Annotated in this window: 10 protein-coding genes; 4 read left to right on the forward strand and 6 right to left on the reverse strand. The window is 68.1% G+C overall.

The window, feature by feature from the left end:
- Positions 1–18: 18 nt before the first annotated feature.
- From AAIL17_RS04350 to AAIL17_RS04360, 3 genes are all read right to left on the reverse strand, one after another.
- Entirely contained in the window at positions 19–885 is an 867-nt protein-coding gene (locus tag AAIL17_RS04350) for a ParB/RepB/Spo0J family partition protein (RefSeq protein WP_424681596.1), read from the reverse strand.
- Positions 886–887: 2 nt separating this feature from the next.
- A complete protein-coding gene (locus AAIL17_RS04355) occupies positions 888–1,733 on the reverse strand; it encodes a ParA family protein (RefSeq protein ID WP_424681597.1) in 846 nt (281 codons plus the stop codon).
- Between the two features lie 75 nt (positions 1,734–1,808).
- Positions 1,809–2,903: an ABC transporter ATP-binding protein gene (locus AAIL17_RS04360; RefSeq protein WP_424681598.1), complete on the reverse strand. Its 1,095-nt coding sequence runs from the start codon at positions 2,901–2,903 to the stop codon at positions 1,809–1,811.
- Between the two features lie 117 nt (positions 2,904–3,020).
- On the opposite strand from AAIL17_RS04360, the gene AAIL17_RS04365 reads away from it, so the two are divergent.
- A complete protein-coding gene (locus AAIL17_RS04365) occupies positions 3,021–4,373 on the forward strand; it encodes a GH1 family beta-glucosidase (RefSeq protein WP_424681599.1) in 1,353 nt (450 codons plus the stop codon).
- Here the strand turns inward: AAIL17_RS04365 and AAIL17_RS04370 are convergent.
- From AAIL17_RS04370 to AAIL17_RS04380, 3 genes are all read right to left on the reverse strand, one after another.
- Positions 4,370–4,558: a glycosyl transferase family 39 gene (locus AAIL17_RS04370; protein ID WP_424681600.1), complete on the reverse strand. Its 189-nt coding sequence runs from the start codon at positions 4,556–4,558 to the stop codon at positions 4,370–4,372. The two genes, AAIL17_RS04365 and AAIL17_RS04370, sit on opposite strands and share 4 nt — an antisense overlap.
- 242 nt (positions 4,559–4,800) lie before the next feature.
- A complete protein-coding gene (rsmG, locus tag AAIL17_RS04375) occupies positions 4,801–5,427 on the reverse strand; it encodes a 16S rRNA (guanine(527)-N(7))-methyltransferase RsmG (protein WP_424681601.1) in 627 nt (208 codons plus the stop codon).
- Positions 5,428–5,494: 67 nt separating this feature from the next.
- Positions 5,495–5,962, reverse strand: coding sequence for an SPFH domain-containing protein (locus AAIL17_RS04380; RefSeq protein WP_424681602.1), 468 nt, complete (start codon positions 5,960–5,962; stop codon positions 5,495–5,497).
- A gap of 241 nt (positions 5,963–6,203) precedes the next feature.
- Between AAIL17_RS04380 and AAIL17_RS04385 the strand changes: the two genes are divergently transcribed.
- From AAIL17_RS04385 to AAIL17_RS04395, 3 genes are all read left to right on the forward strand, one after another.
- Positions 6,204–7,220 (forward strand): LacI family DNA-binding transcriptional regulator, encoded by a 1,017-nt coding sequence (locus AAIL17_RS04385; RefSeq protein WP_424681603.1) that lies wholly within the window; start codon positions 6,204–6,206, stop codon positions 7,218–7,220.
- A 41-nt stretch (positions 7,221–7,261) separates the two neighbouring features.
- Positions 7,262–10,363 carry a TonB-dependent receptor domain-containing protein gene (locus AAIL17_RS04390; protein WP_424681604.1) on the forward strand — a complete coding sequence of 1,034 codons (3,102 nt, stop codon included), beginning with the start codon at positions 7,262–7,264 and terminating at the stop codon, positions 10,361–10,363.
- A gap of 136 nt (positions 10,364–10,499) precedes the next feature.
- Positions 10,500–12,014, forward strand: coding sequence for a tryptophan halogenase family protein (locus AAIL17_RS04395; RefSeq protein ID WP_424681605.1), 1,515 nt, complete (start codon positions 10,500–10,502; stop codon positions 12,012–12,014).
- The last annotated feature ends 15 nt before the right edge of the window (positions 12,015–12,029 follow it).

Genomic DNA, 12,029 nt, shown 5'->3' on the forward strand with positions numbered 1-12,029 from the left:
TTTCAGGCGTCCGAAGTGTCAGCGCAGCTTGCCCAGGATACCGTCGAGCTCGTCGTTGCTGTGGTAGTGGATCACCAGCTTGCCGCGGCCGCCGCGGCCCTGCGCGAGCTCCACGCGGGTAGCGAAGCGCTCGCCCAGCTCGCGTTCCAGCGCATCGATGTTGGGATCGCGCGCGCCGCCCTTGGCCTTGCCCTTCGGCGCGGCCTGGGCGCGGCGGGCGGCATCCTCCAGCTCGCGCACGCTCCAGCCCAGGGTCGAGGCCTGGCGCGCCAGCGGCACGGCGATGCCCTCGTCCAGCGTCAGCAGGCAGCGGGCGTGGCCCATCTCCAGCTTGCCCTCGTCCAGCAGCTTCTTGATCGAAGCGGGCAGGTCGATCAGGCGCAGCAGGTTCGACACGGCCGCGCGCGAGCGGCCCACGGCGTCGGCCGCCTGCTGGTGGGTGAGCTCGAAGTCGTCGATCAGGCGCTTGAGCGCATCGGCTTCTTCCAGCGGCGTGAGGTCCTGGCGCTGGATGTTCTCGATCAGCGCCATCGCCGGCACGGCGGCCTCGTCGACGGTCTTGACCAGCGCGGGAATCTCGCTCATCTGCGCGCGTTGCGCCGCGCGCCAGCGGCGCTCGCCGGCGATCAACTCGTAGCGGTTGGTGCCGATCGCGCGCACCACGACAGGCTGGATCAGGCCCTGCGCCTTGATCGAGGCGGCCAGTTCGTCCAGCGCCTCCTCGTTCCAGTGCCGGCGCGGCTGGTACTTGCCCGGCTGGATCTGCTGGACGGCCAAGCTGCGCAGCTCGCCCTCCTGCTCGAGCGGCGATGCGGTGCCGGCGCCGTCGCCGCCGAGCAGCGCGTCCAGCCCGCGGCCGAGTCCCCGTTTCTTCGCGGCGGCCATGGTTACTCCTGGTGGATGTCGGCGGCGGTGTCGAGCGCCGCGCCGGTGTCGTGCATGTCGTTGAGCGCGGCCACGGCGGCCTGCGCGCCGCGTTCGCGGCGGATGATCTCGCCGGCCAGGCCGATGTAGGCGATCGCGCCGCGCGAGCTGCGGTCGTACAGGTGGATCGGCTGGCCATGGCTGGGCGCCTCGGCCAGGCGCACGTTGCGCGGGATGATCGAGCGCAGCACCTTGTCGCCGAAGTGCTGGGTCAGCTGCGCAGAGACTTCGTTGCCGAGGTTGTTGCGCACGTCGTACATGGTGCGCAGCAGGCCCTCGATCTCGAGTTTCGGATTGAGCCGCTGGCGCACCGCCTTGACCGTCTCCAGCAGGCTGGAGAGCCCTTCCAGCGCGAAGTACTCGCACTGCACCGGAATCAGCAGGCCGTCGGCCGCTGCCAGCGCGTTGAGCGTGAGCAGGTGCAGCGAGGGCGGGCAGTCGATCAGGATGGTCTGGTACTTGTCGCTGATCTTGGCCAGTTGCTCCTTGAGCCGACTCTCGCGCGCGATCGCGTCCATCAGCTTGAGCTCGGCGGCGGTCAGGTCGCCGTTGCCCGGCAGCAGGTCGTAGTGCGCCTCGGTGGTGACGATGGCGCGCTCGATCGGCGATTCGTCCAGCAGCACCTCGCAACCGTTGGGCTTGGCCTCGCGCTTGTCCACGCCCGATGCCATGGTCGCGTTGCCCTGCGGGTCCAGGTCGACCAGCAGCACCTTGCGCTTGGCGGCCGCGAGCGCCGCCGCGAGATTGACTGCCGTCGTGGTCTTGCCGACGCCGCCCTTCTGGTTGGCGACAGCGATGATGCGGGCCATGGGTCGATAGCTTCCGGTGACGCGGAAAGGGACCTAGTGTAGTGGGTCCGGCGCCGCGGGCGACCCCGGCCGCGGTCACGCAATCCGCGCGCCGCCGTCGGCCTCGAAGAAATGCAGCCGGTCGGGCGCGAAGCCCAGCGCCAGCATGCTTCCGGGTTCGGGCAGCGGCTGCGGCGGCACCCGCGAGACCAGCGCCAGCGGACCGTGGCGCAGGTTGAGGAAGATTTCGTTGCCGACCGGCTCGGGCAGTTCCAGCCGGGCCTCGAGGCGGGCCGGCCGGCGGGCATCGGCCGGCTGCAGGTCTTCCGGGCGCAGGCCCAGCACCAGCTCGCGTCCCAGCCAGGATCCGAGCGAACCGGCCTGCGGTGGCTCGCCCAGGGCGATGCGGCCGTGCGCGGTCGCCAGCGCCAGGCCGCTTCCGTCGCCCTGCAGGATGCCGCGCAGCAGGTTCATCGCCGGGCTGCCCAGGAAGCAGGCCACGAACAGGTTGGCCGGCCGTTCGTAAAGCGCCATCGGCGTGTCGATTTGCTGGATCACCCCGCCGTCGAGCACCACGATGCGCTGGCCCAGCGTCATCGCCTCGACCTGGTCGTGGGTGACGTACACCATGGTCGCCCCGAGCTGGCGGTGCAGGCGCGCGATCTCCACGCGCATCGCCAGGCGCAGCTTGGCATCGAGGTTGGACAACGGCTCGTCCAGCAGGAACACCTTCGGGTTGCGCACCAGCGCGCGGCCCAGCGCCACGCGCTGGCGCTGGCCGCCGGACAGCGCGGCCGGCCGCGCATCCAGCCGCGCCTCCAGCCCGAGCAGACACGCGGCCTCGCGCACGCGCCGCTCGATCTCCGCGCGCGGGTGGCCACGCAGCTTCAGCCCGAAGCCGAGGTTCTCGGCCACGTTCATGTGCGGGTAGAGCGCGTAGTTCTGGAACACCATGGCGATGTCGCGCTCCTTCGGCGCGACCTCATTGACCACGCGGCCGCCGATGCTGAGCGTGCCGGCGCTGATCGTCTCCAGGCCTGCGATCATCCGCAGCAGCGTGGTCTTGCCGCAGCCGGAAGGCCCCACCAGCACCATCAGTTCGCCGTCGCCGACCTCGAAGCTGGCTTCTTCCACCGCGACGTGGCCGTTGGGGTAGACCTTGCGCACGTTGTCCAGGCGAACGGTGGCCATTCGGTGTCCTCGGCGCCGGGGCGCGGCGGCGATAGCGGTCTGCGGGCTCGACCTTTTCGGTTATTCTGCCCGCGTAATCGTTTACATCCAACGCCTCCCCGGCCGCGAGTTCCCGCCATGACCCGCAGTTACCGCTTCCCCGACGATTTCCTCTGGGGCGCCGCCACTTCGGCGTACCAGATCGAGGGCTCGCCGCTGGCCGATGGCGCCGGCCCCAGCATCTGGGAACGCTTCGCGCACACGCCGGGGATGATGCACAACGGCGACACCGGCGACGTCGCCTGCGACCACTACCGCCGCTACAGGGAAGACGTGCAGCTGATGAAGGCGCTGGGCCTGGCCGGCTACCGCTTCTCGATCAACTGGGCGCGCGTGCTGCCCGAGGGCACCGGGCGGGTCAACCCGAAGGGGCTGGACTTCTACTCGCGGCTGGTCGACGAGCTGCTGGAAAGCGGCATCGCGCCCCACGCCACGCTGTTCCACTGGGACCTGCCGGCGGCGCTGGACGATCGCGGCGGCTGGCTCAACCGCGACATCGCCCACTGGTTCGCCGAGTACGCGCAAGTGATGTTCAAGGCGCTGGACGACCGCGTGAAGCACTGGACCACGCTCAACGAACCCTGGGTGGTGACCGACGGCGGCTACCTGCTCGGCGGCGTGGCGCCGGGCCATCGCAGCAAGTACGAGGCGCCGCTCGCCGCGCACAACCTGATGCGCGCCAGCGGCGCCGGCATCCAGGCCTACCGCGCGCATGGCCGGCACCAGGTCGGCGTGGTGTTCAACATCGAGCCCAAGTACCCGGCGACGGAAAGCCCGGAGGACCTGGCCGCCACCCGCCGCGCGCATGCCTACATGAACGAGCAGTTCGCCGACCCGGCGCTGCTGGGCAGCTATCCGCCGGAACTGAAGGAGATCTTCGGCGACGCCTGGCCGGACTTCCCCGCCGGGGATTTCGAGCTGACCTGCCAGAGGCCCGACTTCGTCGGCATCAACTACTACACCCGGGCGGTGGTCCGTCACGATCCGGCCCAGTACCCGCTCAAGGCCTCGCCGGTACGCCAGCCGCAGGCGACCTACACCGAGACCGGCTGGGAGGTCTATCCGCAGGGCCTCACCGACACGCTGACCTGGTTCAAGGGCCGCTACGGCGACCTGCCGCTGTACGTGACCGAGAACGGCGCGGCGTTCTACGACCCGCCCGTCGCCGAGGGCGAAGTGCTCGAGGATCCGCTGCGCACCGGCTACCTGCGCAAGCACCTGAAGGCCTTGCATGCGGCGATCGAAGCCGGGGTGAACCTGAAGGGCTACTACGCCTGGTCGCTGCTGGACAACCTGGAATGGTCGCTCGGCTACGCCAAGCGCTTCGGCCTGTACCACGTGGATTTCGCCACGCAGAAGCGCACGCCGAAGGCCAGCGCGAAGCTCTATGCGCAGGTGATCGCCAGCAACGGCGCGGCGCTGGACGACTAGGCGCGCCTCGGCGCGCGCGCCACCCGGACGCGCCGGAGCCGGCGCCAGAAGCCGACTTCCAGGGCCATCCCTGCCAGCAGCAGCAGCGCGCCCAGCAGCGGCGCGCCGAAGAACAGGGGACCGGACGCGGCCACGTAGGCGACGGTCGCGCCGAGGATCAGGGCAAGGCTGAGCAAATGTTTCACGACGCGCTCCTGCGGGATGCCGCCGGTCAAGCATAGTCCCATCGGCGTCGCGCGGTGGCCCTCGGCATGACGGCCAGCCAAGCCTGGTTCCTTCCCCCGTTGACGGGGGAAGGTGCCCGCAGGGCGGATGGGGGAAACCTTACGAAGGCCTCACCCAGGCATCGCGCCCAAGAGCGCGCCCATCCGCCTGTCGGCACCTTCCCCGCGTTCGCGGGGGAAGGCTCGGCCATGCGGCGCCGCGGCTAGGCCCGGCCGAGCACCAGCAGATGCCGCTCGGCCTCCAGCCCGGGCACGTGCAGGGCATGCCGCGCGCGCAGTTCGAAGCCGGCGGGAATTCCCGGCAACTCCTCGTCGGCCGGCTTGCCCTTCATCGCCAGCCAGACGCCATCGGACGCCAGCAGATGGCCGCCCCAGCCGAGCATGTCGGCCAGGCTGGCGAAGGCGCGCGCGGTGATGCAGTCGAACGAGCCCTCGACCTCTTCCACCCGCGATTGCACCGCGCGTACGCCCTCGAGCCCGAGCGTGCGGATCGCCTCGCGCAGGAAGCGCACCTTCTTGCCGTTCGAGTCCACCAGCAGGATCTGCCGTCCCGGCGCGGCGATCGCCAGCACGATGCCGGGCAGCCCGGGACCGGTGCCGAGGTCGGCCAGCGTGTCGCCTTGCACGTAGGGCAGGATCGCCAGCGAGTCGAGCAGGTGGCGGGTCACCATCTCGGCCGGGTCGCGCACGGCGGTGAGGTTGTAGGTGCCGTTCCAGCGTTGCAGCAGGGCCTGGTAGGCCAGCAACCGGTCGACCGCGCCGGCCGGCAGCGCGAGGCCGAGCGCGGCGATGCCGTGTTCGAGGCGTTCGTGCAGGCTGGGAGAGTTCATCGGCGCGCTCGCATGCGGGAGCCGCCCAGTATCCGGTGCGCGCGCAGCCGAAGCCAGAGCGCGGGGGTCAGGCGAAGTCGAGGTCGACCCGGGTGACCATCATGCCGCGCTCGCGCAGGGCGGCGTTGAGGCGCTGCTTGAGCCGGCCGCCGAGGTCGCGGCGATTCTCCTGCGCAGCGGCCGGTTCGTCCTTGAGCGCGTCCAGCGCACCGCCGCGGATCAGTTGCTCGGCCTGGTCGAACACGGCGTCGGCGCGCTCGGGCTCCAGCACCTGCCAGTACACCGTGCCGCGCACGTCGTGCGCGCTGGCCAGCGGTTCCTGGAAATGCAGCACCTGTCCGGCCAGATCGATGCGGTGGCCGACCCGGTCCAGCCCCGGCAATACGAAATGCACGCCCGGCTGCAGCAGCCGCCGCCGCTTGCCGCCGCGATACAGGCTGAGCACCTGGCCGTTCGGCACGCGCCGGACGGCACCGGCCAGCAGGGCCAGGCAGAAGACGGCGGTGAGCAGCGCGATCATCGTGAAATCAACCATTTACCGAAATTTGTTCGGGCAAAGGAGCGAGAGTATGTGCAACATCTTGGCGGAACGCAGGTTAATGGCGTTTTAACGGGCGAACCGGGAACCAGCGCACGCACCGGAAAGCTCCCTTCGAGAGGCTATCGGCCGGGTTCGTCGCCACTGGAGGGCCATGAAAACGTTTGCTTCGCTGCAACTTTACTTTCCCCGATGAAAACGTTTACGTTCCGCCGCGACGGACGGTGGGGACAAGGACATGGCAACGATCAAAGACGTGGCACGGGAGGCTGGGGTCTCGGTGGCATCGGTATCGCGCGCGCTCAACGGCCATCGCGGCGTCACGCCGGAAACCACCGCGCGTATCCGCGAGATCGCCGCGCGCCTGCGCTACGTGCCGCACGTGGCGGCGCGCAGCCTGATCACCCGTCGCACGCACACCATCGGCGCGCTCCTGCCGGACCTGCACGGCGAGTTCTTCTCAGAACTGATCCGCGGCATCGACCAGGCCGCACGCGCACGCGGCCTGCACCTGCTGGTGTCCAGTTCGCACGACAGCAGCGAGGAGGCGGCCGCGGCGATGCGCGCGATGCAGGGCCGGGTCGACGGCCTGCTGATCCTGTCGCCACGCATGGACGCCGCGTTCCTGCACGCCAACCTGCCCGAACAACTGCCCACCGTGCTGCTCAACAGCGCGGTGCGCGACCCGGCGTACCGCACGCTCAACATCGACGACTATGCCGGCGCCCACGCGATGACCCGCCACCTGCTGCGCACGGGCCACCCGCAGGTGACCTTCATCGGCGGACCGGCGGGCAACTTCGACGCGCAGGAACGCGAGCGCGGCTATCGCGATGCGATGGCGCAGCACGCACCGGGCGTGACGCCGGACGTGGTGCCTGGCGACTTCAACGAGGAATCCGGCCACGCCGCCGCGATCGCGCTGCTCCAGCGCGAGGTCCGCCCGCGCGCGGTGTTCGCCGCCAACGACATGATGGCGGTGGGCTGCATGTACGCCTTCAAGGACGCCGGCCTGCGCATTCCGCAGGACATCGCGCTGGCCGGCTTCGACGACATCCCGATCGCGCGCTACCTCACGCCGCCGCTGACCACGGTGCACGTGCGCATTGCGGATCTCGGCCGCAGCGCGCTGGAGCGCCTGGCCGGCCAGCTCGACCCCGGCGAACCACCGGGCGATCTGGCCAACACCCTGGACTGCGAGGTCGTCGTACGTAGCAGTTGCGGCGCGGACCTCACGATCGCATCACCCGCCTGAAACAACCATCCAACAGCACGCGCCCTCGAGGGAGGGGAACCATGAACACGACGATGCGCTTTAAGAAACGCCTGCTCGCCAGCCTGATCGCCGGCTCGGCGGTGGCGCTTGCCGCCGCACCGGACCTGCTGTGGGCGCAGACCGCCAACGCGACGCTGCGCGGCAGCGGTCCCGCCAACACCCAGGTGACCGCCCGCAACGTGGCCACCGGTTCCGTGCGCCGCACGCGCACCGGCGCCGACGGCAGCTACGCGATGCCGGGACTGCAGCCTGGCACCTACCAGGTGGATGCGGGTCCGGGCACCGAACGCACCGTCACCCTGACGGTGGCTTCCACTGCCACGCTGGATCTGCAGCAGCCGGCTGCGCCCAGCAATGCTCCCTCGGCGGCCAATGCGACCACGCTGACCGGCGTGACGGTGAGCGCGACCACGCTGGTGGAGGTCAAGACATCCGAAGTCGGCAACGTCGTTTCGCAGCGCCAGATCGCGACCATTCCGCAGGTCACGCGCAACTTCCTCGAGTTCGCCGACATCGTGCCCGGCATGGCCTTCAGCACGCAGAACGGCAAGACCTCCATCAAGGCCGGCTCCCAGCCCAGCAGCAACGTCAATGTCTACATCGACGGCGTCGGCCAGAAGAACTACATCCATGGCGGCGGCCTGGCTGGTCAGGCGGGTCCCAACCATGACGGCGACGCCGGCAATCCGTTCCCGCAGCTGGCGATCGGCGAGTATCGCGTCATCACGTCCAACTACAAGGCCGAATACGACCAGATCTCTTCGGCAGCGATCACCGCCGAGACCAAGTCCGGTACCAACGAGTTTCACGGTGAGGCGTTCGAGACCTTCACCAGCGACCGCTTCCGCGCCGAGACTCCCGCCGAGGCCGACTCGCACAACAAGGCGCGGGGTGTCAGCCGTGAATACGGCGGCGCCTTCGGCGGCCCCATCATCAAGGACAAGTTGCACTTCTTCGTGACCTACGAAGCGAAGGAGTTCTCCACGCCGACCACCACCACCGGTTCGGCCGGCACCTACAACGGCGTCCCATTCAACAACTTCCTTCCCCCGGACGTGCGCAGCCAGCTCGGCCCGAGCGCGTTGCCGTTCAAGGAGAACCTGTACTTCGGCAAGATCGACTGGGAGCCGACCGACCGTGACCGTTTTGAACTGAGCACCAAGATCCGCAAGGAAACGCAGATCTTCGGCGCCGACATCGATACGGCGCCCTCGGCGAACTACAACTACCGCAACGACGACAAGCGCGTGGACGCGCGCTGGCAGCACAGCGCCGACGCCTGGTTCAACGAGCTGATGTGGACCTACGAGAGCACGCTGGACTCGCCCTCGGCGATCACGGACGCGCCGGCGACCACCTACTTCTGGAATGCGACGGACCCCGTCGGGCAGGTTCTGCTGATCAACGGCCAGGACCCTCGCCAGTACTTCGAGGCGCGGCAGAAGGGCAATGGAATCCAGGACAACCTGACCTTCAACGACCTGGAGTGGCATGGCGACCACGTGGTCAAGATGGGCGTGAAATACAAGAAGGTCACGCTCTCCGACCGCGACAGCTCGACGGCCGCGAACTATTTCTACGACGTCGGTCCGAACGGCGCGGCATCGATCCCGTATCGCGTCACGTTCGGCAAGGTCAATTCCGGCCTTCCGCTCACCGCGGTGTCGGAGAACAAGCAGTTCGGCGCCTACATCCAGGACGACTGGGAGGTCAACGACAAGCTGACCTTGAACCTCGGCGTGCGCTGGGACTACGAGAAATCGCCGCAGTTCCTGAACTACCGGACGCTGCAGCCGATCGTCGATGCCATCTACGCGCCGACCTACCAGGTCAACGACGGTACCGGCGAGGTGACCATCGACCACTCCTACGCCGACAGCCTGGCGGCCGGCGGCGTCAACATCGCCGACTACATCAGCAACGGCCACAACCGCAAGGCGCCGAGGAACGAGATCCAGCCCCGCTTCGGCTTCTCCTACGACCTGAACGCCGACGAGCAGCACGTGATCTTCGGCGGCGCCGGCCGCGCGTACGACCGCAACCTGTTCGACGTGATCTCGCTGGAGAACAGCAAGAACGCCCTGTCCGAACCGGACATCTACTTCGAGAATCCAGCCGGGCTCAACGGCTGCGGTCCCGGCCAGGCCGACAACCAGTCCTGCTTCGTGTGGGATCCGAAGTACTTCGACGCCGCCAACCTGCAAGGCCTGGGATCGGGCGTGAGCGAAGTCGACATGATCAACAACAACATCAAGGCCCCGTACTCGGACCAGTTCAGCCTCGGCATGCGCAACAAGCTGGGTGACTGGAACACCAGCGTCACGCTGGCGCGCATCATCCAGTACGACGGCATCATCGGCCAGCTCGGCAACCGCTATCCGAACGGCCACTTCTATACCTACGGCACCAACACCAACCAGTGGGGCGATTCGGGCGTGCCGGGCATCGGCAGCCTGATCCTCTTCGACAACGGCAAGACCAACTACAACACGCAACTGCTGGTGTCGGCGGAGAAGCCCTACACCCGCGAAAGCGGCTGGGGCCTGACGATTTCCTACACGCATACGCACGCGACGCAGAACCGCCTGTACTCCGACGGCTACGCGTTCGATCTGCCGAGCATCAAGGATTATCCGTTCCAGACCTCCAGCGCCGCGCCGAAGCACCGCCTGGTGGTCAGCGGCTCGGTCGACGTGCCATGGGGCATCACGCTGGCGGGCAAACTGACGCTGGCCACGCCGACGCCCAACAACTCGATCTGCGGTGTGCCACCCGAGGCCCAGGGCACCAACTACTGCGGCGCGCAGCCGATCGGCCCGCAGGGCGAATACGCCAATGCCTGGCCTGCGACGGCTACGCCCAGCGGTGGGGGCAGGTTCCTGATCGGCGGTCCGATCTTCGGTTACCGCGACATCGACCTGCAGGCGACCAAGAACTTCGAGCTCGGACACGGACTGGTGCTGCAGTTGCGGTTCGACGCGCTGAACGTCCTGAACTTCAAGAACTACTCGGACGTGATCGACGTCTTCAACAACGGTGTGTACCAGCCGTACTACAACCCGATCGGCAACATCTACGGCGTGCCACGCACGTACAAGCTCACGGCAGACATCAAGTTCTGACCGCGGCAGTCGTACGGTCGTACCATGGCAAGGCCTGCTTTGCAGGCCTTGCTCCTATGCGGCGGCGGTCAGCCGGCTCCAGGGACGGGCAAGCGCTGGTCGCGCCAGGTTTCCGTTTTCGTCGAAAGCGCATGCCATGAGCGATCACATCCGGACCATTCTCATCGTCGGTGGCGGCACGGCAGGCTGGATGGCAGCCGCCGGGCTGGCCAAGGTACTCGGCCGCGACTGCGCCATACGACTGGTCGAATCCGAGGAGATCGGCACGATCGGGGTCGGCGAGGCGACGGTGCCGCACCTGAGCCTGTTCAACCGCTTCCTCGAGATCGACGAAGCCGAGTTCGTCCGCCAGACCCAGGGCACCTTCAAGCTCGGCATCCAGTTCAACGACTGGGGCAGGGTGGGCGACTCCTACATCCACGGCTTCGGCACCCTTGGCCACGACGTGGGCATGCAGCCGTTCCACCAGTACTGGCTGCGCGCACGCCAACTGGGGCTGGCCGACGAGCTCGGCCTGTATTCACTCAACACCTTCGCCGCGCCACGCGGCCGCTTCATGACCTCGGCAAGCGACGTGCCGGCGACCTCGCCCCTGGCCAATATCGCCTACGCCTATCATTTCGACGCGGGCCGATATGCCCGCTACCTGCGCGGTTATGCGGAGAAGCGCGGCGTGCGCCGCACCGAAGGCAAGATCGCCCAGACCCTGCTGCGCGCGGACGACGGCTTCGTCGAAGCGGTAGTGCTGGAAAACGGCGAGCGCATCGAGGCCGATCTGTTCATCGATTGCTCCGGCTTCCGCGGCCTGCTGATCGAGCAGGCCCTGCACTCCGGCTACGAGGAGTGGACGCACTGGCTGCCGTGCAACCGCGCGCTGGCGGTGGCCTGCGAGAAGGTCGGGCCGCCGACGCCGTACACGCGCTGCACGGCGCGCGCATCCGGCTGGCAATGGCGCATTCCGCTGCAGCATCGCACCGGCAACGGCATGGTCTATTCCAGCGACCATGTCAGCGACGACGAAGCGGCGGCCGTGCTTCTTTCGAACCTGGACGGGCGGCCGCTGGGCGATCCGCGGCCTCTGCGTTTCGTCACCGGCCGGCGCAAGCAGGCGTGGAACCGCAACGTGGTGGCGCTGGGCCTGGCCAGCGGCTTCATGGAACCGCTGGAATCGACCAGCATCTTCATGATCCAGTCCGGCGTCATGCGGCTGCTGACGTTGCTGCCGCGGCGCGACTGCCATCCGGTGTTGCGCGAGCGCTTCAATGCACAATCGGCGGTCGAGGCCGAACGCATCCGCGATTTCCTGATCCTGCACTACCACGCGACGCAGCGCGACGAGCCGTTCTGGAAGCAATGCCGCGAGATGTCCATCCCCACCACGCTGGAGGACAACATCCGGCTGTTCCGCGACACCGGCAGCTTCTTCCGCGACGGCAACGAGATGTTCGGCCTGGTCAGCTGGGTCCAGGTGATGATCGGCCAGGGCATCCTGCCGGAGCGCTACCACGCGCTGGTCGACCAGATGCCCGAGGCGGACCTTCGCCAGTTCATGCAGGGCGTGCGCAACGTCGTATCCAGTTGCGTGGACGCCATGCCGCCGCACGAGGCCTTCATCGCACGGCACTGCACGGCCGAGGCCGTGGCGGCGTGATGTTCGTCGGGGCGG

This window comes from Frateuria sp. YIM B11624 (assembly GCF_049727805.1).
Lineage (GTDB): Bacteria > Pseudomonadota > Gammaproteobacteria > Xanthomonadales > Rhodanobacteraceae > Frateuria_A.

Coding starts and splice junctions, on each gene's coding strand:
- AAIL17_RS04350 (WP_424681596.1), bottom strand. CDS start 885: ATGGCCGCCGCGAAGAAACGGGGACTCGGCCGCGGGCTGGACGCGCTG.
- rsmG (WP_424681601.1), bottom strand. CDS start 5,427: ATGAACTCTCCCAGCCTGCACGAACGCCTCGAACACGGCATCGCCGCG.
- AAIL17_RS04360 (WP_424681598.1), bottom strand. CDS start 2,903: ATGGCCACCGTTCGCCTGGACAACGTGCGCAAGGTCTACCCCAACGGC.
- AAIL17_RS04395 (WP_424681605.1), top strand. CDS start 10,500: ATGAGCGATCACATCCGGACCATTCTCATCGTCGGTGGCGGCACGGCA.
- AAIL17_RS04365 (WP_424681599.1), top strand. CDS start 3,021: ATGACCCGCAGTTACCGCTTCCCCGACGATTTCCTCTGGGGCGCCGCC.
- AAIL17_RS04355 (WP_424681597.1), bottom strand. CDS start 1,733: ATGGCCCGCATCATCGCTGTCGCCAACCAGAAGGGCGGCGTCGGCAAG.
- AAIL17_RS04385 (WP_424681603.1), top strand. CDS start 6,204: ATGGCAACGATCAAAGACGTGGCACGGGAGGCTGGGGTCTCGGTGGCA.
- AAIL17_RS04390 (WP_424681604.1), top strand. CDS start 7,262: ATGAACACGACGATGCGCTTTAAGAAACGCCTGCTCGCCAGCCTGATC.
- AAIL17_RS04380 (WP_424681602.1), bottom strand. CDS start 5,962: ATGGTTGATTTCACGATGATCGCGCTGCTCACCGCCGTCTTCTGCCTG.